Raw genomic sequence first — 22,418 nt, 5'->3', positions numbered from 1 at the left:
AGCTGGCTTCGGTGTACTTCGGCGATATCGGTGGCACTGACACTGGCACTGGTATGGGCGCCACCGGCGAACGCGACGCCGAGCGACCAGACCAACGGGGTGACCCTGTCGCAGACCGCAGTCGAGGGCCGCGACTACTTCCTGCGGGAGATCACCATCGAACCCGGCGGCAGCACCGGCTGGCATTGGCACGACGGCACCGTGTTCGGCGTCGTGCGCCAAGGCACCTTGACCCACAATCGCGCCGACTGCAGTCTCGACGGCATCTACGGACCCGGCGATCCGATGACCGAACCCGGCGGCGCCGAACACGCGCACATCGGCCGCAATCTGGGTTCGACCCCGGTGGTGCTGCAGGCCGTGTACCTGTTGCCGGTCGGCGCACCGCTCTTCGAGGATGCGCCCGACCCCGGTTGCGGCTACGCCTGACCGGTCCTGCGGCGGCTCAGCCCAACCGACGCAGCCGCGGCTCCAGGTCGGTCTTGAACAGCTCCAGGAAACGGCGCTGGTCGTGGCCGGGTGCATGGAACACCAGGTGGTTTAGCCCCCACTGCACGTACTCACCGACCTTCTCCACCGCCTCGTCCGGGTCCGAGGCGACGATCCAGCGTTTGGCGATCTGCTCGATCGGCAGCGCGTCGGCCGCTTTCTCCATCTCGATCGGGTCGTCGATGGAGTGCTTCTGCTCGGCAGTCAATGACAACGGCGCCCAGAAGCGGGTGTTGTTCAGCGCCAGGTCGGGATCCGGGTCATAGGAGATCTTGATCTCGATCATCTTGTCGATCGCGGCGGCGTCGCGCTCGGCGGCGGCCGCACCTTCCAACACCGCCGGCATCAGCTTCTCGGTGTAGAGCTCCTCGCCCTTGCCGGAGGTGCAGATGAAGCCGTCACCGACGCGCCCGGCGTACTTCGCCACCGCCGGCCCGCCGGCCGCGATATAGACCGGCACGCCCGACTCCGGCACGTCGTAGATCGAGGCCCCCTTGAGCTTGTAGTAGTCGCCGTCAAAGTCCACCCGGTCACCACGCCACAGTTCGCGCATCAGCCGCACCGACTCGCGCAGGCGACCGAACCGCTCCTTGAACTCGGGCCACTCGCCGGTGAAGCCGGTGGCGATCTCGTTCAGGGCCTCCCCGGTGCCGACGCCCAGGAAGATCCGTTCTGGATACAGGCAGCTCATCGTCGCGAAGGCCTGCGCGATGACGGCCGGGTTGTACCGGAATGTCGGGGTCAGCACGGAGGTGCCCAACTGGATCTTGCTCGTCCGCTCACCGACCGCGGTCATCCAGGCCAGCGAGAACGGGGCGTGCCCACCTTCATGGCGCCAGGGCTGGAAGTGGTCGCTGACGGTGGCGCTGTCCATGCCATGCGCTTCGGCGGCAACGCCGAGCTCCACCAACTCCCGCGGTCCGAACTGCTCCGCCGATGCCTTGTACCCGAGTTTTAATTCCGCCATTCCACCTTTTCTACTCTCCCGCCGCCTTTCTAAACTCACGGGCATGGGTGAGAAGCTCGTGGAGCTCGTTCCGGTGACCGAGCGGGTGTACTTGGCCCGCGGCGAAGCCGTCAACTGGCTGCTGGTCACCGATGACAGCGGAGTCATGTTGATCGACGCCGGCTATCCCGGCGATCGCACCGACGTGTTGGCGTCGCTGGGCGCCCTGGGCTATCGCCCGGCCGACGTGCGCGCGGTGTTGCTCACCCATGCCCACGTCGACCATTTCGGGGCGGCGATCTGGCTCGCCAAGGCGCACGGCACCCCGGTGTACTGCCACGCTGAGGAAGTCGGCCACGCGAAACGCGAGTATCTGGAGCAGGTTTCGCCACTGGCATTGGCTCCGCGGCTATGGCGGCCGAGCTGGGCGCTGTGGAGCGCGCACGTGGTGCGCAGCGGCGGCCTGAACCGGGAGGGCATTCCGTCCGCGCAGGCGCTGACCGGCGAGATCGCCGCGGGGCTGCCCGGTCAGCCGGTCGCCATCCCCACCCCCGGCCACACCCGCGGGCACTGCTCGTATCTGGTCGATGGCGTTTTGGCCAGTGGGGACGCGTTGATCACCGGTCATCCGGTGTTGTCACACTCCGGTCCGCAGCTATTGCCCGAGCTCTTCAGCTACAGCCAGGACGACTGTCTCCGCAGCCTCAATGCGCTGGCGCTGCTGGAGACCGAGATCTTGGCGCCCGGTCACGGCGATGTCTGGCATGGACCGATCAAGGAAGCCGCTGAGGCCGCCATCGACCGTGCGAGCAAACATTAAGGTCACGATCGGATAAGCGCTGATCCCGCAGATTAAGAGCGGGTCTTACCGAATCGCTCCGCACTGGTGGAGCAATTGCCGCCAAAAGGTGCGACGGGTGCAGAAACGATGGCCACGAGCGTCAATGGCTGTGCCCCAGGACACACGGCGTGCACTCCAGCCGCGCGTACCTTGGGCTCCGGACGGGAATTGCACTCACCCACCCGGAAGGAATATCCATGTCGAAAGACCACGGCTTCATCATGATTCGTCGGTTCGGCCTCGGTGCCGGACTGCTGGGCGCCACCGCCGCTGCCCTGGTTGTCGCCCCGTCGGCGTCTGCTGCACCGGACTGCAGTCCGGCCGGGGTATCGGGCACCGTGAACTCGGTGACGGGTTCAGCGCAGCAGTACCTGGCAGCACACCCCGGCGCCAACGCCGTGGTGAGTCAGGCCATCAGCTCGCCGCGACCGCAAGCCGCCGCCGACGTGCGCAGCTACTTCACTGCTCACCCCCAGGAGTACTACGAGCTGCGTGGAATCCTGGCTCCCATCGGCGAGACGCAACGGCAATGCCAAACCACGGGCCTGCCGCCCGAGTTGGCTTCTGCCTACGCCGAATTCATGGCGGGATAACGTCGGCCGGTCAGCGCCGGGTGGCCGCAACATAGCGGATAGCCGCCGGAGCGCCATCGAGCTCACGGTCGGACAGCCGGGGCAGCCGAGCCGCCGCGAACAGGTCAGCGATACCGGATTGAGTGGTGGCCCAGCCACTTTCGGTGAGATGCCGCACGACGTCGGTGTGCTCGCCGGAATAGAACGGGCCGGGACCGGTCAGGCTCAGGCCACGCCGGCGCCACCGCTCGACGAGTGACTCGTGATGTACGGCCTGCGGTCGGCTCGGCGGCACCGCATGATCGGCGGCAAGCCGGCTGCCCGGCGCACTGAGTCCGGTGACACCGTCGAGCAGGCGATTCTGCGCGTCCGAGGGGACGTACCAGACCAGCAGCCCCTCGATGACCCACACAGTGGGCGCGGCGGCGTCAAAACCCACCCGGCGCAGGGCAGCCGGCCAGTCGCCGCGTAAGTCGACACCGATCGCGCGACGATTGACGCTCGGCATGGCGTCCCAGGCCCGCATGGTGCTGGTCTTGAAGTCCATGACGTGCGGATGGTCGACCTCGTAGACGATGGTCTCCGGCGGCCACCACAGTCGGTAGGCGCGGGTGTCCAGCCCCGAGCCCAGGATCACCGCCTGGCGGATGCCCACGCGGGCGGCATCGGTGAAGAACGCGTCGAAGAACAGAGTTCGCGCCGCGGAGAACTCCGCGAAGCGGGGAAATCCCCCATCGTTGCCGAGCCGGCTGATGTCGAGGTCTCCGTCGGCGACCCGAATGCAGAACTCCAGGCCGACCTTGTGCACCAATGGCGCCGCGAACGGGTCGTTGATCAGCTCGCGCGACACCGCCGCGGCCCGTGCGGCCGCCAGCACAGTGGCCATGACGCCGGCGCCGCTGGCCAAGCTCCCGGCGTCACCCTGCTCGTTCGGCGCCGTACTCATGGGTCCCCACCGCGGCGGCACGACGTCAATGTGCCCTTCTGCCGGCGGGTGCGCCGTGCACCACCGCCCGGACCTCGTCGTCGATCCCGCTGGCCGCGGCGAAGAGCATCTCGTCGCCGGCCTGCAGCGCCTCGGTCGCCCGGGGCAGGATCACCCGGTCACCGCGCTGCACCGCGACCAACGCGGCGCCCTCGGGCAGCACAATGTCACAGACCTGCCTACCGATCAGCGGGTTGTCGTCGGGCAGGGTCAGTTTCGTCAGGCTGGCCTGACCGCGCCGCAGGCCCATCAACGGCACCAGGTGGCCGACATCGATGGCACCCTCCACCGCGGCGACCATCGCCCGCGGGGTGGAGACCGCCACGTCGATGCCCCACTCTTCGGTGAACAGCGGCTCGTTGCGGGCGTTGTTGACCCGGGCCACTACGCGGGCCACTCCGAACTCCGCTTTCGCCAGCAACGCGGTAGCCAGGTTGGCCTTGTCGTCACCGGTGGCAGCGATCACCACATCACAGATCTCGATGCCGCATTCCCGCAGCGCGCTCAGCTCGCAGGCGTCGGCCAGCAGCCACTCGGCTTCCGGGACGGTATGGGGCTGGTAGTGCGCCGGATTGCGCTCAATCAGCAGCACCCGGTGGCCGTCGCCGATCAGTTCTCGTGCGACGGATCGCCCCACCGCGCCGGCGCCGGCGATCCCGATGCGCATGATGGCTCCCCTCGTCCCTGCCGCTCCGGGCGTAACACGGTCGTGACAGCGCTACTGATTTACTGACAGATAACACGAACCCGCCGACTTTGAGCGAATCACATGGGCGGGTCCGACCGCCACCAACAGCCCGAACGGGGATCAGATGAGCCTGGAACAGCTCTACCTGGCTCTGTTGATCGGGGGCTTGGTTCTGCTGGCCAGCATCATCGCCACCCGCGCGGCGGATCGAGTCGGGCTGCCCAGCCTGTTGCTGTTCCTGCTGGTCGGGGTGGTGATCGGCAACGACGGGCTGGGCCTGGATTTCTCCGATGTGCAACTGGCCAGCGATCTGGGCACCACCGCGCTGGCGGTGATCCTGGTCGAAGGTGGTTTGACCACCCGTTTCGCCAACATTCGCCGATTGCTGGCACCGGCGGCGGTGCTGGCCACCGTCGGTGTCGTGGTCAGCATGGCGGTGATCGCGGTGGCCGCGCATCTGTTGCTGGGCATCAGTTGGCAACTGGCGTTCCTGCTGGGGGCGATCGTCTCGCCGACCGACGCCGCGGCGGTGTTCTCCATCCTGCGGGTGCTGCCGCTGCCGCGACGGGTGGCCGGTCTGTTGGAGGCGGAGTCCGGTTTCAACGACGCGCCGGCGGCGATCGTGGTGCTGATGCTGAGCACCACGCCGCTGGTGATCGACCCGGTCCACGCCATCGGCGGGGTGTTCTATGAGTTGATAGCGGGCTCGGCGATCGGCCTGGTCGTCGGGCTAGTCGGCGCGATGATGCTGCGCCGGGCGGCCTTGCCGGCGTCCGGGCTCTATCCCTTGGCGACGTTCGGGCTGGCGATGGTGGCGTTCGCGGCGGCGGCGTCGTTGCACTCCAGCGGATTCATCGCCGCCTACCTGTCGGGTGTGGTGCTGGCGAACTCCGGCCTGCCGCACCGCGCAGCCATCCGCTCGTTCGCCGAGGGACTGGGCTGGCTGGCGCAGATCGGGCTGTTCGTGTTGCTGGGCCTGTTGGTGAGCCCGAGCCAGCTGTCTGGAGAACTGATCCCGGCGCTGATCATCGGGGCGGTGCTGCTGCTGTTGAGCCGGCCGCTGTCGGTGGTGGCGTCGCTGATCTGGTTCAAAGTGCCCTGGCGGGAACAGATCTTCCTGTCCTGGGCGGGGCTGCGTGGCGCGGTTCCGATCGTGCTCGCGACCTTCCCGATCGTCGAGGGCGTACCGGACAGCTACCGCCTGCTCAACATCGTGTTCATCCTGGTGGTGGTCTACACCGTGGTGCAGGGCCCCAGCCTGGGGCTGTTCGCGCACTGGCTGCGGCTGATCCCGCGCGACGCCACGCGCGAGATCCAGGTCGAGGCGGCGCCGCTGGACGTCTTGGAGGCCGAGCTGCTGACGATGACCGTGCAGCCGGGGTCGAAGCTGCACAACGTCTCGGTGCTCGAGCTGCGGCTGCCCGACCCGAGTGTGATCACGTTGATCATCCGCAAGGGCGACACCTTCGTGCCCCAGCCCGACACCCGGATCACCGTCGGCGACGAGCTGCTGATCGTCACCACCAGCAAGACCCGACTGTCGGCCGAACGTCGACTGCGGGCGGTCAGCCGGCGCGGCAAGCTGGCCCACTGGTTCGACGAGTACGGCGACAAGGAGTAACCCGTCTGCGTGGACTCTGCGTCCAGGGTGCAAAAGTGCGAGTAGCCAACGCCCTCAGCGCAGAGTCAACGAGAAAAGGTGATCAGCGGGATCGCCATTTCGGCCGGGGTGCGCCCGCCGTGGAAGCCCACCAGTTGCGCCGTCTGCGGCGGTTCGTGTTCGGTCGCCAGGATCGCGGTGTCCCCGGTGCAGGTCACCACGATGTCGCCGATGCGTGCCAGATGCCCGTCCCGCACGGGTCCGAATACGCCGGAGGCGACGGCCTGCTCGCGGCTTTGCACCACGGCCCGCCCGGCCAGGAATTCCGTCCAGGCCGCCAGCACGTCGGCCGTGGCACCGGGTTCGGTGTGCAGGTAGCGCACCCGCGGCTCGCCGGCAACCACCCGGATTCCGGCGCGCAGCGCCGGGTCGGCGTCGAGGTCGATGCGGGACTCCTCGGGCACATTGAGCCCGCCGTGGTCCGCGGTGACCAGCAGCGCCGTGTCGTCCGGCAGTTCTTCCAGGAGATGACGCAGCAGCGCATCGACTTTGGCGGCGGCGGCGTGCCAGTGCGCCGAGCCGATCCCCGACACGTGCGCGGCGTGGTCGAGTGCCGCGGTGTAGCCGTAGACCAAGCCCGGGGAGGCCAGCTCCGCGACGACCCGCTGGGCGTATGGCTCTCCCTTGGCTACCGGGCAAAACTCCGCGCCTCGATAGGCGGACTCGGTCAACCCGCTGCCGACGAACATCTCCGGCAGCACGGCGCGGGCAGCGACGCCGGCGGCGTGCAGGCGCTCGAACCAAGTGGGCACCGGCTGCCAGACCTCCGGTGGCGGCTGGTCACCCCAGAAGATGTGCGTGAGCACCTGATCGGTTCCGGGGACATTGACGGTGAAACCCAGCACGCCGTGCACGCCCGGCGGCACGCCGGTGCCCAACGAGACCAAGCTGGTTGGCGTGGTGGAGGGGAACGTACAAGACAGTTCGCTCAGTTGACCGGTGCTGCCGGCCAGCACCGAGGCCAGCAGGGGTGCGTCCTGCGTCAGTTGCGGCAACAGCTGATAGCCCAGCCCATCAACCAGCACCACCGCCACCCGCTGCACGTCACCGACGCGCTCGCGCAGACCGAGCGTGTCGATGGCGCCCGGAACTCCCAGGAGCGCGGCGGCGGACGGCAGGATGTCGCAGATCGAACCGGGCACCGGTTCAGCCTGCCATCGATCGGCGCAGCGCTTCAGTCCAGGCGCTAGTTGACGCCGTCGCCCTCGGCTTTCGGTAGGTCGGCGCCGGGCTTGGCGGCGCTGGTGTTCGACTTGGTCTTGGCGTTATTGCCACCCTGGGCACCTGAGCCGTTACCACCACCGCCGGAACCGCCGCCGCCGTTGCCGCCACTGGGCATGCTGAACTTCGGGAAACTGGTGGGATTGTTGGAGTTCTGGGAGTTTTCGGTCTGATGCTCGCCGTTCGCGGGCGTCGGGGTGGTGTCGCCGGGGGCGCCCGGGTTGGTGTCGGAGGGACCGCCCGGATTGGCCTCGGCAGGCGTGCCCGCGGTAGCCGGCTCCGGACTGAGTTGTGCTGGCTCGCCGTGCAGTACCTGATCGAGCTGCGCCAGCGGGTCCTGCAGAACTCCGGAGGCGTCCAGATCCAGTGAGCCCGCGGGAAGGTCGGCAATATCGACTGGGTCGGGGCCGGCGCTCGCCGCGCCGATCACGGTGTCGAGTAAGTCCTCGAAGTCGGCATGCGCCGACGGTGCGACCAGCAGGCAGAATCCGGCAGACACAATCGTGGCCGTCACACGGGCAGCCGCCCGCTGCCCTCGGCCTACAGCGCCACCTCGGGGACCGCTCATCCGCCCAGACCTTCCTCAATAAACCTCGCCCGGCGATGCTCCGCTCGGGCGAAGACGAACGTAGCTGTTTCTGGCTCAATTAAGCGACCCCAAAGCCCTGTGAATAACAATGTTCAAAGACCGTTCACTTTCCGTCACCGCTCCAGTCACCAGCCCCAGGAAACACAGCATTTCCCCTGGTCGAGCCCGCAATTGAGACCGGTGTCACAAAGGTTCGGACCGAACACACGGCGAATAATTCGGCTATCCACATAAAAGCGCCCACGGTTCCTATCCTTTATTGAAGATCGGCCACCTTCGGGATAAAAAAATCAGCGCGATCGATAAAACTCGTCGGCGGCGCTCACAGCGTCCAGGCGTCGAACCACCCCTGCGTCGACAGTCATCGGGTTAGCGTTCGTGACGTGGACACACCCCCCATCGATCTCGGCTCCTGGATCTCCCGGCGGGCCGCAGCGACGCCGAACCTCCCCGCCATCACCTACGGCGAAATCACTTGGACCTACCGAGATTTCGCGAATCGGATCGACAGGCTGGCAGCTGAACTGGCCGCCGGGGGTATGCAGCGCGGGGATCGAGTCGGCTACGCAGGCCTGAACCACCCGGACTTTTTGGTCACCCTGTTCGCCGCCGCGCGCATCGGTGCCTCATTCGTGCCGCTGAACTGGCGACTGACGGCCGACGAGCTCGGCTACATCCTGGGCAATGCGCAGGTACACACCCTGATCGCCGACGCCGAGCGCGCGGCGGTGATCGATCCGGTGCGGGGGCAGGCCGGGCTGCGCCGGGTGATCGCGCTGGCTCCAGTCCCGGGCTGGGAGGTGCTCGAGGAACTGCTGGCCACGCGAGCACCACTGACCAACCCTGTCTTCGCCGAGCCCGATGACATCGCCGTGATCATGTACACCTCCGGCACCACCGGGCACCCCAAGGGGGCCATGCTCACTCACGCAAACCTGTTCTGGAACAACATCAATGCCCTGCTGACTTTCGACACCAGCCAGAACGACGTGTCACTGGTCTGCGCGCCGCTGTTTCACATCGGTGGGCTCAACGTCACGACGCTGCTGACCCTGCAGAAGGGCGGCCGGATCGTGCTGATGCCCGCCTTCGATCCAGCCGAAGCGCTGCGACTGCTGGCCGAAGAACGGATCACCACCATGTTTGGGGTGCCGGCGATGTTCTTGTTCATGAGTCAGCGCCCGGAGTTCGCCGACACCGACCTGTCCAGCGTGCGCAGCTTCGTCTGCGGTGGCGCACCGGTACCCGAGCCCCTGATCCACCGCTACGCCGAGCGCGGCATCCCGTTCGCGCAGGGCTACGGGCTCACTGAGACCGCACCGCTGGCCTTGGTGCTGCGCACCGACGAGGTCGGCGTAAAGATCGGCGCCGCGGGCAACCAGGTACTGCCGCTGTCGGATGTGCGGCTTGTCGATCTCGAGAACCAGCCGGTGCCTGCGGGCACGCGTGGGGAGATCTGCGTGCGAGGACCGCAGGTGATGGCCGGCTACTGGCGCAATCCCGAGGCGACCGCGACGGTGATCGACGCCGAGGGGTGGTTTCACACCGGCGACATCGGCCAGGCCGACGACGAGGGCTACGTGTGGGTGCTCGACCGGGTGAAGGACATGGTGATCTCCGGCGGCGAGAACGTCTATCCGGCCGAGGTCGAAGACGTGCTCTACGGACACCCGGCCGTCGCCGAAGTGGCGGTGCTGGGCACCCCGCACGAGAAGTGGGGCGAGGCGGTGACGGCCGTGGTGGTGCTGCGGCCCGGCGCGACGTTAGAACTCGATGAGCTGCGTGCCCACGCCAGGGACAAGCTGGCGGCGTTCAAACTGCCGATCCGGCTGGAGTTCGTCGACGCCTTGCCCCGCACACAGTCCGGGAAAGTGGTGAAGTACCAGCTCCGCGACGTGCTGTCCGCCCGACCAGACGGACAGTGAACTCACAGGATCTGCGCAGGCAGTGGGCAGCGAACTTCCAGTGGACTGCAGACATTGTTAAGTTACGGTAAATTCCGGATCGCAGACCCCTGAATCTGGTTCGGCGTTATGGCCGCGACCGCTGCACCGAGAGGTACCTATGTCGCGCCAGCGCAAATCCGTTGTATCCCAGCGCCGTCACCGCACCCTGGCAGCGGGTGCCGTGCTGGCATTGGGGCTGAGCCCGCTGGGTTTCGCGCCGACCGCCAGTGCCGATCTGGAAGATCTGCTTGACCCGAGCTTCTGGTTGGACCCGACCAGCTGGTTCGACCCGAGCGATGTCGGCAGCGCCGTTTTCGACCCCGATGCCCTGGGTCTCGGGGACCTGTCGACCTGGTTCGACGGTGTGGGCGCGGCCGACTTCAGCTTCTCGGCGTTCAGTTTCGATGACTTCGCGCAGGGCATCTACCTGGATCTGCACTCCGGCATGCAGGACTGGATGTCCAGCTCGTTCGGGCAGCAGCTCGGCGACCTGATCAATCCGCTGTTCGCCTCCGACTCCGTGTGCGGGCTGATCTGCAACGGCCTGGCCGGCACCGAGGACGACCCGACCGGCGGCGGCGGTGGCTGGCTGTTCGGCGACGGCGGCGCGGGCTATGACTCCGATGTCGCGGGCCTGGCCGGCGGCACCGGCGGCGCGGCCGGGTTGTTCGGCAATGGTGGTGCCGGCGGAATCGGCGGCGCCGGAGCCGACGGTGGTGACGGTGGCACCAGCGGAACGCTGATCGGTATCGGCGGTGCTGGCGGCGAAGGTGGCGCGGGCCTTTTCGGCGGTAACGGTGGCGATGGCGGCGACGGTGGCGGCGCGGCCGGAAAGTGGTTCTCCTTCGGCGGCGTCGGCGGAAACGGCGGGGCCGGCGGCGATGTCCTGGACGGCGTCGGCGGTAACGGCGGCCACGGTGGCAACGGTGGCACCACAGTCGCCAACGGCCCGACCGCCGACGGCGAGAAACCGGCTCTCGGGGCCCAGCTGTTCAAAATCGGCGGGTCCGGCGGCACCGGCGGAGCCGGTGGTAGCGGACTGACCGGCGGCACCGGCGGCAACGGCGGCGACGGCGGGCTGTCGTGGACGCGAGCCGGCGGGGTCGTCGGCGGGGCGGCCGGTGACGGTGGCACCGGCGGCGACGCCACCGAGGTGGCCGGCGCGGGCGGCAATGGCGGAATGGGCGGCGGCACCTTCTCGCTGTTCGGCGGCACCGGCGGCGCCGGGGGCCAGGGCGGCGCAGGCGGCGCCGTTGATGGCGATGAAGCCGCCGCAGGAGCGGGCGGTATCGGCGGTCAAGGCGGCACCGCCCTGGCAATCTTCGGCAGCACGGGCGGTTCCGGCGGAAGCGGCGGCGCCGGTGGAGCTGCGGACGGCGACGGCAGCAGCGCAGGCGCCGGCGGTAACGGCGGTACCGGTGGTCTCGGCGGATTCCTGTTCGGCGGGCAGGGCGGGGCAGGCGGGACCGGCGGGACCGGCGGAGCTGTCACCGGTGTCGACAGCGTCGCCGGTACGGGCGGCAACGGCGGTAGCGGCGGCCTGGGCGGCATGATCAGCGGCGGCGCTGCGGGCGCGGGCGGTGCCGGTGGAACGGGCGGCGCCAGCACCGGCACCGGCAGCAGTGCGGGTAGCGGCGGCGACGGCGGCAATGCGGGTTCCCTGGGCAGGCTCTTCGGTTCGCCCGAGCAGTTCGGAGCTACCCTCACCCAGCTCGCGGCGCTGAGCGGCAAAACGCCCGAGGAAGTCCAAGCTCAGATCGACAGGCTCGCCGTACTGACTGGAACTCTCGGAAATCCACTCTTCGGCTCGACGACGTCGATTTTCGGCGGAACCGGGGCGGACGGCGGAGCCGGCGGAACCGGCGGAACCGCCAGCGGGGCCGGCGGCCTAGCCGGTGACGGCGGCAATGGTGGCGGCGGCAGCGGTGGCGGCATGCTGGGCGGCTCAGGTACGCCCGGTAATGGTGGCACCGGCGGCAACGGCGGCGACGCCAGCGGAACTGACGCCCTCGCCGGCAATGGCGGAACGGGCGGCGAGGGTGCCTCGAGCAATCCATTCTCTGGCGGTGGCGGCAACGGAGGCGACGGCGGAAACGGCGGAAACGGCAGCAACGGCGGATCCGCCGGGTATGGCGGCAGCGGCGGTAACGGAGGAACTGGTTCTCTTCTCGGCAGCGGCAGCGGCGCCGGCGGAACGGGCGGTGCCGGGGGCACCAGCGGCGGCGGCGTCGCCGGTCAAGGTGGTGCCGGTGGTACTGGTGCCATCGGGCTCGGCGGCCTCTTCGGCGCCATAGGCAACATGGTCAATGGCGGCGTCCGGCCGGAAACCGGTGCGGGCGGCGGCGGCGGTGGCGGCGGTGGCGGTGCTGGAGACGCCGGCACCGGCGGCAACGGTGGTACCGGCGGTGGGGGTCTCCAGTCCACCGGTGGTCAGGGCGGCACCGGCGGTGCCGGTGTCGACGGCGGGACCGGAGGCACCGGGGGTGCCGGCGCCCAGGGCGGCTCCGCGGCTTCATTGAACGGCGGTGCTGCCGGCGGTACCGGCGGCAACGGCGGTGCCGGCATCGGTGCAGGCAGCACCGGCGGCAACGGCGGCACCGGCGGAGGAAGCACCACGGTGCAGGGCGGCACCGGCGGCAACGGCGGTACCGGACTGGACGGCGGGAAGGGCGGCAACGGCGGCACCGGCGGCAACGCCGGCGCCAGCGGTACCAGCCACACCACGCGGGGTGACGACACGACCGACTCCACCACCTACCCCGGCGGTACCGGTGGTGCCGGCGGCCGGGGCGGCGACGGCGGCACCGGTACTGCGGCGGCCAACGGCGGCGACGGCGGTGCCGGCGGCAACGGCGGCAAGGGCGGAGACGCCACCGAGACCGGCCCCGGCGGTGCCGGCGGCGCGGGCGGCGCCGGTGGCACCGGCGGCCAGATCGGGCCGAACGGCAACGGCCGCGGCGGTGTCGGGGGCAACGGCGCCGATGGAGGTGCGGACGGCGTGGCTGGCGAGGCCGGCGGAACCGGCGGCAACGGCAGCGCCGACGGAACCCCGGGTGCGCCCGGGACGCCCAGCGCGAGTTCCGACAGCGCAAGCTGACCTGATCCAAGCCGCCCGCCGGGTGGCAGGATGAACGAATGGCAACCGGTAGCACCGCGCCCTTCGACCCGATCGATCCGCTGAGCCTGGACACCTTGCTCTCCGACGACGAAATCGCGCTGCGCGACACCGTCGCCAAGTTCTGCGCCGAACACGTCATGCCGCACATCGCCGAGTGGTTCGAGATCGGCGACCTACCGGCCCGCGAGCTGGCCCGGGAATTCGGCAAACTCGGGCTGCTGGGCATGCACCTGGACGGCTACGGCTGCGGCGGGGCGTCGGCGGTGCATTACGGATTGGCCTGCGTGGAGTTGGAGGCGGCCGACTCTGGCCTGCGCTCCCTGGTGTCGGTGCAGGGCTCGCTGGCGATGTATTCGATTTACAACAACGGTTCCGAAGAGCAGAAGCAGCAGTGGCTGCCGGGCATGGCCGCCGGTGAGCTGATCGGCTGCTTCGGGCTGACCGAACCCGACGTCGGCTCCGATCCGGCCGCCATGACCACCCGGGCCAAGCGCGACGGATCCGATTGGGTTCTCAACGGCCGCAAGATGTGGATCACCAACGGCTCCATCGCCGACGTCGCGGTGGTGTGGGCGGCCACCGACGAGGGCGTCCGCGGTTTCATCGTGCCCACCAACACCCCGGGATTCAGCGCCAACACCATCCACCACAAACTGTCACTGCGCGCCTCGATCACCAGTGAACTGGTGCTCGACGACGTACGTCTGCCTGCCGAGGCCATGCTGCCCAAGGCTCGCGGCGTCAAGGGCGCATTAGCGAGCTTGTCCGAGGCGCGTTACGGAATCATTTGGGGCGCAATGGGTGCAGCCCGCTCAGCCTGGCAGGCGGCCCGCGACTACGCCATGGCGCGCACTCAGTTCGGCAAGCCGATCGCGGGTTTTCAGCTCACCCAGGCCAAGCTCGTCGACATGGCTCTGGAACTGCACAAGGGACAGTTGCTGTCCCTGCACCTGGGCCGGCTCAAAGACAGCGCCGGGCTGCGCCCCGAGCAGGTCAGCTTCGGCAAGCTCAACAACACCCGCACCGCATTGGAGATTTGCCGCACCGCCCGAACCATCTTGGGCGGCAACGGGATATCACTGGAATACCCGGTGATTCGGCACATGGTGAACCTGGAGTCGGTGTTGACCTACGAGGGCACCCCCGAAATGCATCAACTGGTGCTCGGCCAGGCGTTCACCGGCCTCGGCGCCTTCCGCTAAGACGCGGGCGGCCCGTCATCGCCGGGCTGTCCCGGCTGACCAGGTGTGCCGGGTGTGCCCGTGCTGCCACCGTTGGCGCTGGTCGGGCCGGGCTGGCCGGCTTCGCCACCCGCGCCGCCCTTGGCGCCCGTGCCGCCGACTCCGCCGGTCCCGCCGTCGCCGCCGTTCCCGCCGGTCGGCTGACCGTCTGCGCCCGTGGTCTTTGCGCCCCCACCGACGCCGCCGTTGCCGCCGGCACCGCCGTTGTTGCCGGTGCCGCCTTCCCCACCTGTTCCGCCCGTGCCGCCCGTCCCGCCGGTAGCGGCGCCGCCCTCGCCGTGTGAGGTCGCGTCTCCGCCGGCTCCACCGTCACCGCCGGCACCACCGACCGGGCCGGCCGCCCCCGCGGCGGTGCCGGCGCCCATGCCGCCCTGGCCACCGTCACCACCGGTGGTGTTTCCACCGGAGCCGTTAGCGGTAGCCGCACCGCCGGCCCCGCCGACGCCGCCGTCGCCCATCGTCTGGCCACCGACGCCGCCGGTGCCGCCTTCGCCACCATTGCCGCCGACCGCGGTTCCGCCTGAGCCGTTGGACGTGGCCGCACCGCCGGCCCCGCCGACTCCACCGTTGCCACCGATGTCCGAACCCACGCCACCGAGGCCGCCGTTGCCCCCGTTGCCCGCGGTGACGTCGCCGCCGGTGCCGTTCGCGACGCCCACGCCACCGGTGCCACCGGTCCCGCCGACGCCGCCCTCACCGAACACCGAGCCCAGACCGACACCGCCGGCGCCGCCGTCACCACCAAGCTCGCCGTCCAGGCCGGTACCACCGGTACCGCCGGCGCCGCCAATGCCCATCAGGGTCCCACCGGCGCCACCGTCCCCACCGATCCCACCGTCGGCGCCGGCACCTCCCATGCCGCCGTTGCCGATCATTCCGGCGTCTCCCCCGACACCGCCGATGCCGTCCGCAGAGGTGCCACCGACGCCGCCGTCACCGAACCACAACCCGCCGTTGCCGCCGGCCGCCTCGGCCAAGGTGCCGCCGTCGACGCCGTCAGTACCGTTGCCGATCAGGAACTGACCGGACAGGGTGTTGATCGAGTTGTCGATGAATTGACCGAAATCACTGGTGATCCAGGCCTGTTCAAAGCTGTGGATCATGTCGTAGGTGCTCGCGTCGACCGGGAAGATGCCGAACAGGCTGTCGGCGGTGGCCTGAAGCGACCCCTCGGCGCCGGACGTACTGGCGTCAGCCGAGCCCGCCAGCGAGTTCATCGGGCCGGCAAGCGCATCCCAGTCGAAGGTGGTCGCCCCGCTGTCGGCGGCCGGCGCCGCCCAGTCGGCCGGGTTGAATAAGTCCATCAGCCAGTCCAGCTCGTCGGCCTGCGCCGTGGGTGCTGAGGAAAGCGAGCCGAGGCTGAACGCCGCGAACGCCGCCGTGGCGGCTCCGGCGCTGAGGCTTCTCACGAAAACTTGACCAGACATCTGCGCACTTCCCCCTACTGCTGACCGAACACGCAATGTTGTGTCGGAATCGGCGGCCTGCGGCACTGCAGGTCTTTTGGTGACTCACGGGACTGTCATACCCCCCGCCCGGAATGTGGCCAGACTATCCCACTACCGCATGGATAGGAACCCGTAACCCTCAGGCCCGCAATGCAATTCGATCTTCTACAGCGGAGTGGAGTCCATATCGAATCGCCCGGACACCGGCAAGCGCCACCTACTTCGCCAAAGCAAGACCGTTGGCGTGAATTCATCGACGACGGGCCACGACCGAGGCCCGATGACGACCGAGGAATTCTCACATGGCAGGGTTGTGAAAATGACGAGTCGCGAGGTTCTTGGGCAACAGGCGGCGGCATTCCTGGCGCTGCACCAACCGGGCAATCCGGTGATCCTGCCAACCGTGTGGGACGTGTGGTCGGCGAAGCTGGCCGTCGGCGCCGGATTCGCCGCGCTGACCATCGGCAGCAAGCCGGTCGCCGAATCGCTGGGCAAGACCGATGGCGAAGGTATGTCGTTCGCCGAAGTCCTGGACCGAGCCCGCCAGATCACCGCCGCCGTCGACGTGCCGGTGTCGCTCGACATCGAGTCCGGGTACGCCGAGTCGCCCCTCCGGCTGGTCGAAGGCTTGCTGGATGCCGGTGTGGTCGGGTGCAACATCGAGGATTCGGTGCACAGCGAAGACAAGCGGCTGCGGTCCTCGCCCGAGCATGCCGAGTACGTGGCCGCGCTGCGGGCAGCCGCCGACGCCGCAGGCCCACGCCTGGTGATCAACGCCCGCACCGATCTGTTCCTACGTAAAGACGGTGACGACACCGACCGCATCGACCGCGCCATCGCACGGCTGACCGAATGCGCGCACGCGGGAGCCGACGTGCTCTACCCGGTCGGTTTCCATGACGCAGAGACCCTGCGCATCCTGGCCGAAGCCTTGCCGAAGCCGGTCAACGCGCTCGCCGCGCCCGATACCGCCGACCCCGCCTCGTTCGGACCACTCGGCATCGCACGGATCAGCTTCGGACCACTGCTGCAGGCCGCCCTGGGCAAGCACGCCGGGGAGGTCCTGGCCCGCTGGGCCTAGACGCAGCCGTCCCGTACCGTCGACACCGAATTTGACACCTGTTAAGTTCGTCGTCGTGGACAACATTCGCGGTAAGACCATCGCCATCACCGGCGCCGCCCGTGGTATCGGGCTGGCCACTGCCACCGCCCTGCTGGCGCGTGGAGCTCGAGTCGTCATCGGCGACCGTGACGTCGCGGTTCTCGACAAAGCCGTAAAGCAGCTGAGCTCGGGCGGTCAGGTCAGCGGCCACCCGCTGGACGTCACCGACCGCGAATCGTTCGCGACCTTCCTGGACAAGGCCCGCGCCGACGGCGACGGTCACATCGACGTGCTGATCAACAATGCCGGCGTCATGCCGGTCGGGCCGTTCCTCGCCCAGTCACCCGAATCCATTCGCTCGGCGACCGAGGTCAACTTCTACGGCGTGCTCAACGGCTGCCAGCTGGTGCTCCCGGAGATGATCAAGCGCCGCAGCGGCCACATCATCAACATCGCCTCGCTGGCCGGCGTCGTGGCGGTACCCGGTCAGGTGCTCTACGCCGGAACGAAATTCGCCGTCGTCGGTCTGAGCACCGCGATGTCCGACGAGTTCGCACCGCAGGGCGTCAAAGTCTCTGCCGTGTTGCCCACCTTCACCAACACCGAATTGATCTCGGGAACAACGCCGTCGGGTGCCCAGAAGCCGGTTGAGCCCGAAGACATCGCCGCCGGGGTGGTCAAGGTGCTCGACAAGCCCAAGACGCTGGTTTCGGTGCCCAGCTTTGGGCGTCGCGTCTCGATCCTGGCGACTCTGCTCCCCGATGGGGGCCGTCGCTGGCTGAACAAGAAGACTCACAACGACACGGTGTTCTTGCAGTTCGACACCGCGGCCCGCAAGGCTTACGAGGACCGCGCGCAGCACGCCACCGGCGTCGTCGAAGACGACTGAGGGCCACGGGATCACTCTCAGAGTGATCCCGGGCGTCTGCCTATCCCAGCGCCTGATCCAGGTCGGCGATGAGGTCGTCGGTGCCCTCCAGCCCGACGGAGATCCGCACCACCCCGTCGCCGAGTCCGATCGCGGCACGCCCGTCGGGCCCCATCGCCCGGTGGGTGGTGGTGGCCGGGTGGGTGATCAACGACTTCGCATCCCCGAGGTTGTTGGAGATGTCGATCAGGTTCAGTTTGTCCAGCAGCTCGAATGCCCGCTGCTTGGCACCACTTTGGGGCCCGTCGAGTTCGAAGGTGATGACAGTGCCGCCGCCGGACATCTGCTTGCGCGCCAAATCGTATTGCGGGTGCGACGCCAAGAAGGGGTAGCGGACCCAGCTCACCGCCGGATGCTGCTCCAGGAACTCCGCGATCCGCAGCGCCGCGGAATTTGCATAGTCAACCCGAATCGCCAGCGTTTCAAGACCTTTCAACAAGATCCACGCATTGAAGGCGCTCAGCGCAGGTCCGGTGTGCCGCATCAGGGTTTGCACCGGGCCGTCGATGTAGTCCTGGTCGCCCAGGATCGCCCCACCCAGGACGCGTCCCTGCCCGTCGAGGTGCTTGGTGCCGGAGTACACCACCACGTCCACGCCCAGCGGTAGACCCTGCTGCAGCAGCGGGGTGGCGAACACGTTGTCCAGCACCACTTTCGCACCGGCGGCGTGCGCCAGTTCGGTGACCGCGGCGATGTCCACCAGCGACTGCATCGGGTTGGACGGAGTCTCGAAGAACACCGCGTTGGTGGGTACCGACAGGGCCTGTTCCCACTGCGCCAGGTCCTCGCCGTCGACGAACACGGTTTCCACGCCCCAGCGGGGCAGGATCTCATTGCAGATCACGAAGCAGGATCCGAACAGACTGCGCGCGGCCACCAGACGATCGCCGGCCTTCAACAGCGCGCCGAGCGCTACGAACACCGCCGCCATGCCGCTGGCCGTGGCGAACGCCGCCGGGGCCCCTTCGATCAGGCGCAACCGTTCCTCGAACATCGACACCGTCGGGTTGCCGTAGCGCGAGTAGACGAACCGGTCGACCTCGCCGGTAAACGCCTGCTCCGCGGCGGCCGCCGAGTCGTATACGTATCCCGAGGTCAGGAACAGCCCCTCGGCGGTCTCCTCGAACTGGGTGCGCAGCAGACCGCCGCGCACCCCGATGGTGGCCGCGCTGACACCGTCCGGCAGCGGTTTGGGGATGCGGACGGAGCGGGTCGGTTGCGAGTCGCTCATGACTGCGTCCAGGGCAGGCCGACGGCCCGCCAGCCGGTGCCACCCCGGTGGGCGTGCTCGTCGAGATTGCCCTCGAAGCCGTCCAGCACGTTGTAGGACGGGGTCAGACCCAGCGCGGTACCGGCTTCGGCTGCCCCGATGGAGCGGTTGCCCGAGCGGCACAGGAAGATCGCCGGCCCACCGGCGACGCGCGCCGCCAGTTCACGGGAGAAGTCGCGGTTCGGAGTTCCGTCGGAATGAACCCACTCGATGCAGACCAGTTCGCGGCCCAGCCCCGACACGTCGGGCAGTCCGACGAAGCGCCATTCGGCGTCGGTGCGCACGTCGATGAGCGTCGCCGCCGAGTCATCGCGCAGTATCGCCCAGGCCTGCTCAGGTGTGATATCTCCTGCGTAGCTCACCTGCGGAAGTCTCGCACCTGAACCAGATTCACGCCACGGTGGGTCACGGCCAGAGCTTGCCCAGAACGGTCGCCACCTGCGCCGCACGGTCCCGGGAGACCGCGACGTCTGGCCCGGTGGCCAGCGCCAAGCCGAGCCGCCGGCGGGGGTGCCCCTCGTGGTGGGAGAACACCACCACATCACTTTCAGTCACGCTGAGTGCATCGGCGACCACCGCAACACTGTCGGGCGTGGTCTCGACGGCGGTGCCGACGCGGCGGCGCGAATAGATCAGCCGGGCCGCCCCGGGCGAGACCATGATGGCGTCGGTCGCCAGCCCCAGAATCCCGCGCGCCTGCAGCTCGAACCCCGAGAGTCGCTGGGTGCGCAACGTCAGCAGCGTGGCGTCATACGGGCGCACATTGACCCCGGCGAAATACACCTCATCGCCATATACCAGTAGCTCCACCCCGAACAGGCCGCGTCCACCGAGAGCGCGGGCGACCCGCGCGGCGATCGACTTGGCCGCATCCAGCGCCACCGCGCTCATCGGGTGCGGCTGCCAAAACTCCACTGTCAGTTGCCCGTTCGGTTCCTCCACGCTGCGGTGGCCGATGGGCGCGCAGAAGTCCAACGCCGGCCCGTCCAGGCCGTCACGGTGGACGGCAAGCAGGGTGACCTCGCTGTCGAACTCCACCACGGTCTCGGCCAGCACCCGCGGCGGTGTCTCCGATGCGCTGGCCGCCACCGCGCGCTGCCAGGCGGGCTCGATGTCGCTGTCGCGGACCATCACCGAACGGCCCTCGCCGAGCGAGCCGCCCACCGGTTTGACCGACATCGGGTAACCGGCCCGCTGGGCCACCTCGCGCAGTTCCTCAACCGAGCCGGCGAACCAATACGGTGCGCTGGGCAGCCCCAGCTCCTCGGAGGCCAGCCGCCGCATGCCCTCGGGGTCTGCCGCCAACCGGGCCCCGCGGATGCCGGGCACCAATTGGGTGAAGCCGGTGTCGGCGGCGGCGGTCAACGCGTCGGTTGCCACCACCTCGGAGGCAACCACCACGAACTTCGGCTGCAACCACCGGATGGCCGCCGCCAATTCGTCGTTGTCACCGAGATCGACCACCACCGAGCGATCAACGATGCCGTGCAGCGCGCCGTCGGCGTAGCGATCGACGGCGATCACCTCGGCGCCCAGGCGCTGCAGCGCCGTCACCAGCTCACGGCTGAGATCACCGGACCCGAGCAACGCGACCCGGGTACGGCTGGGACCGTCGACGGACAACCGCTCGGTCGCCAATTCACCCGCCTCGCCGTTCACCGCCCCACCCTCCCCGTGCCACGGCAATGTTGCATGCTGCTCCAGGATAGGGGGAAAGCGGATGGAGGTGCAGCGACGGTGAACGCCGCACTGTTAGGGCCCCTGGTGGCCGCGGTGCTGGTCGCGGCCATCGCGCGGCATCGCGGACTGTCCGCGCCGCTGGTGTTGGTGATTACCGGCCTGCTGGTCGGACTGATCCCCGCGGTACCGGAGATCATCCTGCGGCCCGAACTTGTGTTGTTCGTGATCCTGCCGCCATTGCTGTGGTCGGCCGGTTTGGAAAGCTCCGTGATCAGCATGCGCCGCAACCGGCGCCCCATCATCCTGCTGGCCGTCGGCCTGCCGCTGGCCACCACCGTCGCCGTCGGCGTGGTCGCCTACTACACCGTGCCGGAGCTGACCCTGGCCGCGGCGTTGACCCTAGGCGCGATCGTGGCGCCGCCGGACGCGGTGTCGGCGACTGCCGTCGGCCGCCGCATCGGGTTGCCGCGTCCGATCATGACGCTGCTGGGCGGCGAGAGCCTGCTCAACGACGCGACCGCGCTGACCGTCTACAAAGTGTCCCTGGCCGCGGCGATCGGCGTGGCCACCAGCTGGGGCATGGGCCTGCTGACTTTCGCGCTGGCCGCCGTCGGCGGCGTCGCGGTCGGGGTGGCGTTCGGCGCCATCATCGTGGTGATCCGGGCCCGGCTGACCGATCCGGTGGTGGAGAGCGCGGTCGGGTTGCTGGCCCCGTTCGTCATCTACCTGGCGGCCGAGGAGATCCACGGTTCCGGGGTGCTCGCGGTGGTGGTCGCCGCGCTGATCCTCGGGCAGCGCTTCACCCGCGCCCACTACGCCACCCGACTGCAGGACCAGGCCGTCTGGCGCGCCGTGCAACTGGTCCTGGAGTCACTGGCATTTCTGCTGATCGGGCTGCAGCTACCCGCCGTGGTGGCGAACCTGCATGGCGTGCGTTTCTCGACGCTGATCGTGGCATCGCTGGCGGTGTTCGGGACGTTGCTGGCTGTGCGAGCGGTGTGGGTGGTGACCTTCGCCTACGCGCCACGAATCCTGTCGGAGAAGGTCCGGCAACGCGATGCCGCGCCGACCCCGGGTCAGGTGTTCGTGCTGGCTTGGGCCGGCATGCGCGGTGTGGTGTCGCTGGCGGCCGCATTCGGTGTGCCGCTGACGACACTGTCCGGGGCACCGTTCCCGGGGCGTCCGCAGTTGGTGTTCTTGACCTTCGTGGTGGTGGTGGGCACCCTGCTGCTGCACGGGCTCACGCTGCCCTGGGTGATCCGCCGGCTGGGCGTACCCACCAACCAGGACCACGCCGATGCGGTCGCCGCGGCCGCCGCGCAGGACAAGGCGGCCCTGGCCGCTGCCCAACGGCTCGACGAAGTACTCGCCTCGACCGAGCCGTCACCGGCCAGCGAGCGCGCCGCCGACGCGTTGCGCGGCCTGAACACCCGGCGGCGCAACGCGGCGCGGGAACGGCTGCGGCGCTTCGACCCTGCCCACGACGACAGCGACGAGACCGCCGCTGCGGCATTTCGCCGGCTCCGGCTGGAGATGCTGGCGGCCGAACGGATGGCGCTGATCCATGAGCGCGACATTGGCCGCATCGACGACCAGGTGCTGCGCAACGTCCTGCACCGGCTGGATCTGGAAGAGGCGACGCTGAATCTGGACTAGCGGGGCCCCTCGCCGAGCGGGAATTCCACGACGCCTGA

19 protein-coding genes are annotated in these 22,418 nt (G+C 68.8%); 10 read left to right on the top strand and 9 right to left on the bottom strand.

Features of this window, described 5'->3' with window-relative positions:
* Positions 1-30: 30 nt before the first annotated feature.
* Positions 31-429, top strand: a complete 399-nt coding sequence (locus tag RCP37_RS01990; RefSeq protein ID WP_308485385.1) for a cupin domain-containing protein — start codon at positions 31-33, stop codon at positions 427-429.
* 16 nt (positions 430-445) lie between these two features.
* Here RCP37_RS01990 and fgd read toward each other — a convergent pair whose 3' ends face one another.
* Positions 446-1,456 (bottom strand): glucose-6-phosphate dehydrogenase (coenzyme-F420), encoded by a 1,011-nt coding sequence (gene fgd / locus RCP37_RS01985; RefSeq protein WP_308485384.1) that lies wholly within the window; start codon positions 1,454-1,456, stop codon positions 446-448.
* A gap of 43 nt (positions 1,457-1,499) precedes the next feature.
* Here fgd and RCP37_RS01980 point away from each other — a divergent pair, with 43 nt between their 5' ends.
* Positions 1,500-2,255, top strand: coding sequence for an MBL fold metallo-hydrolase (locus RCP37_RS01980; RefSeq protein WP_308485383.1), 756 nt, complete (start codon positions 1,500-1,502; stop codon positions 2,253-2,255).
* A 218-nt stretch (positions 2,256-2,473) separates the two neighbouring features.
* Positions 2,474-2,869 carry a heme-binding protein gene (locus RCP37_RS01975; protein WP_308485382.1) on the top strand — a complete coding sequence of 132 codons (396 nt, stop codon included), beginning with the start codon at positions 2,474-2,476 and terminating at the stop codon, positions 2,867-2,869.
* A gap of 10 nt (positions 2,870-2,879) precedes the next feature.
* Here the strand turns inward: RCP37_RS01975 and RCP37_RS01970 are convergent, their stop codons facing one another.
* Both RCP37_RS01970 and RCP37_RS01965 read right to left on the bottom strand, forming a co-directional pair.
* On the bottom strand, positions 2,880-3,794 hold the full coding sequence (locus tag RCP37_RS01970; protein ID WP_308485381.1) for an SAM-dependent methyltransferase: 915 nt from the start codon (positions 3,792-3,794) through the stop codon (positions 2,880-2,882).
* Positions 3,795-3,819: 25 nt separating this feature from the next.
* On the bottom strand, positions 3,820-4,500 hold the full coding sequence (locus tag RCP37_RS01965) for a potassium channel family protein (protein ID WP_308485380.1): 681 nt from the start codon (positions 4,498-4,500) through the stop codon (positions 3,820-3,822).
* 145 nt (positions 4,501-4,645) lie between these two features.
* Here RCP37_RS01965 and RCP37_RS01960 point away from each other — a divergent pair, with 145 nt between their 5' ends.
* The gene (locus RCP37_RS01960) at positions 4,646-6,142 is read left to right on the top strand and encodes a potassium/proton antiporter (protein ID WP_308485379.1); all 1,497 of its coding nucleotides are present in this window, start codon (positions 4,646-4,648) and stop codon (positions 6,140-6,142) included.
* A 65-nt stretch (positions 6,143-6,207) separates the two neighbouring features.
* Here the strand turns inward: RCP37_RS01960 and RCP37_RS01955 are convergent, their stop codons facing one another.
* Together RCP37_RS01955 and RCP37_RS01950 are read right to left on the bottom strand one after the other, a co-directional pair.
* A complete protein-coding gene (locus tag RCP37_RS01955) occupies positions 6,208-7,323 on the bottom strand; it encodes an alkaline phosphatase family protein (protein ID WP_308485378.1) in 1,116 nt (371 codons plus the stop codon).
* Positions 7,324-7,367: 44 nt separating this feature from the next.
* Positions 7,368-7,916, bottom strand: coding sequence for a hypothetical protein (locus RCP37_RS01950; RefSeq protein ID WP_308485377.1), 549 nt, complete (start codon positions 7,914-7,916; stop codon positions 7,368-7,370).
* A gap of 458 nt (positions 7,917-8,374) precedes the next feature.
* Here RCP37_RS01950 and RCP37_RS01945 point away from each other — a divergent pair, with 458 nt between their 5' ends.
* The 3 genes from RCP37_RS01945 (at position 8,375) to RCP37_RS01935 (ending at position 14,257) form a co-directional block, all read left to right on the top strand.
* Positions 8,375-9,916, top strand: coding sequence for an acyl-CoA synthetase (locus RCP37_RS01945; RefSeq protein WP_308485376.1), 1,542 nt, complete (start codon positions 8,375-8,377; stop codon positions 9,914-9,916).
* 139 nt (positions 9,917-10,055) lie between these two features.
* Positions 10,056-13,034 carry a PGRS repeat-containing protein gene (locus tag RCP37_RS01940; protein WP_308485375.1) on the top strand — a complete coding sequence of 993 codons (2,979 nt, stop codon included), beginning with the start codon at positions 10,056-10,058 and terminating at the stop codon, positions 13,032-13,034.
* Positions 13,035-13,072: 38 nt separating this feature from the next.
* Positions 13,073-14,257, top strand: coding sequence for an acyl-CoA dehydrogenase family protein (locus tag RCP37_RS01935; RefSeq protein ID WP_308485374.1), 1,185 nt, complete (start codon positions 13,073-13,075; stop codon positions 14,255-14,257).
* On the opposite strand, the gene RCP37_RS01930 is transcribed toward RCP37_RS01935, so the two are convergent.
* Positions 14,254-15,705: a PGRS repeat-containing protein gene (locus RCP37_RS01930; protein WP_308485373.1), complete on the bottom strand. Its 1,452-nt coding sequence runs from the start codon at positions 15,703-15,705 to the stop codon at positions 14,254-14,256. The genes RCP37_RS01935 and RCP37_RS01930 overlap by 4 nt on opposite strands.
* 358 nt (positions 15,706-16,063) lie before the next feature.
* Between RCP37_RS01930 and RCP37_RS01925 the strand changes: the two genes are divergently transcribed.
* On the top strand, positions 16,064-16,825 hold the full coding sequence (locus RCP37_RS01925; RefSeq protein ID WP_308485372.1) for an isocitrate lyase/PEP mutase family protein: 762 nt from the start codon (positions 16,064-16,066) through the stop codon (positions 16,823-16,825).
* 55 nt (positions 16,826-16,880) lie between these two features.
* The gene (locus RCP37_RS01920; RefSeq protein ID WP_308485371.1) at positions 16,881-17,735 is read left to right on the top strand and encodes an SDR family oxidoreductase; all 855 of its coding nucleotides are present in this window, start codon (positions 16,881-16,883) and stop codon (positions 17,733-17,735) included.
* A 40-nt stretch (positions 17,736-17,775) separates the two neighbouring features.
* On the opposite strand, the gene RCP37_RS01915 is transcribed toward RCP37_RS01920, so the two are convergent.
* The 3 genes from RCP37_RS01915 to purT are packed head-to-tail and all read right to left on the bottom strand — an operon-like array spanning position 17,776 to position 20,703.
* Positions 17,776-19,005 (bottom strand): O-succinylhomoserine sulfhydrylase, encoded by a 1,230-nt coding sequence (locus tag RCP37_RS01915; RefSeq protein WP_308485370.1) that lies wholly within the window; start codon positions 19,003-19,005, stop codon positions 17,776-17,778.
* Positions 19,002-19,406 (bottom strand): rhodanese-like domain-containing protein, encoded by a 405-nt coding sequence (locus RCP37_RS01910; RefSeq protein ID WP_308485369.1) that lies wholly within the window; start codon positions 19,404-19,406, stop codon positions 19,002-19,004. The genes RCP37_RS01915 and RCP37_RS01910 overlap by 4 nt, the downstream gene beginning before the upstream one ends.
* A 43-nt stretch (positions 19,407-19,449) precedes the next feature.
* Entirely contained in the window at positions 19,450-20,703 is a 1,254-nt protein-coding gene (purT, locus tag RCP37_RS01905; protein ID WP_308485368.1) for a formate-dependent phosphoribosylglycinamide formyltransferase, read from the bottom strand.
* A 78-nt stretch (positions 20,704-20,781) separates the two neighbouring features.
* On the opposite strand from purT, the gene RCP37_RS01900 reads away from it, so the two are divergent.
* Positions 20,782-22,380 (top strand): Na+/H+ antiporter, encoded by a 1,599-nt coding sequence (locus RCP37_RS01900; RefSeq protein ID WP_308485367.1) that lies wholly within the window; start codon positions 20,782-20,784, stop codon positions 22,378-22,380.
* Positions 22,381-22,418 lie beyond the last annotated feature (38 nt).

Origin of the sequence: Mycolicibacter sp. MU0102 (assembly GCF_963378105.1) — a bacterium.
GTDB classification, from domain to species: domain Bacteria; phylum Actinomycetota; class Actinomycetes; order Mycobacteriales; family Mycobacteriaceae; genus Mycobacterium; species Mycobacterium holstebronense.
This window is presented reverse-complemented; position numbering and strand designations above follow the sequence as displayed.

Coding starts and splice junctions, on each gene's coding strand:
- RCP37_RS01970 (WP_308485381.1), bottom strand. CDS start 3,794: ATGAGTACGGCGCCGAACGAGCAGGGTGACGCCGGGAGCTTGGCCAGC.
- RCP37_RS01975 (WP_308485382.1), top strand. CDS start 2,474: ATGTCGAAAGACCACGGCTTCATCATGATTCGTCGGTTCGGCCTCGGT.
- RCP37_RS01940 (WP_308485375.1), top strand. CDS start 10,056: ATGTCGCGCCAGCGCAAATCCGTTGTATCCCAGCGCCGTCACCGCACC.
- RCP37_RS01960 (WP_308485379.1), top strand. CDS start 4,646: ATGAGCCTGGAACAGCTCTACCTGGCTCTGTTGATCGGGGGCTTGGTT.
- fgd (WP_308485384.1), bottom strand. CDS start 1,456: ATGGCGGAATTAAAACTCGGGTACAAGGCATCGGCGGAGCAGTTCGGA.
- RCP37_RS01925 (WP_308485372.1), top strand. CDS start 16,064: ATGACGAGTCGCGAGGTTCTTGGGCAACAGGCGGCGGCATTCCTGGCG.
- RCP37_RS01980 (WP_308485383.1), top strand. CDS start 1,500: ATGGGTGAGAAGCTCGTGGAGCTCGTTCCGGTGACCGAGCGGGTGTAC.
- RCP37_RS01935 (WP_308485374.1), top strand. CDS start 13,073: ATGGCAACCGGTAGCACCGCGCCCTTCGACCCGATCGATCCGCTGAGC.
- RCP37_RS01915 (WP_308485370.1), bottom strand. CDS start 19,005: ATGAGCGACTCGCAACCGACCCGCTCCGTCCGCATCCCCAAACCGCTG.
- RCP37_RS01965 (WP_308485380.1), bottom strand. CDS start 4,500: ATGCGCATCGGGATCGCCGGCGCCGGCGCGGTGGGGCGATCCGTCGCA.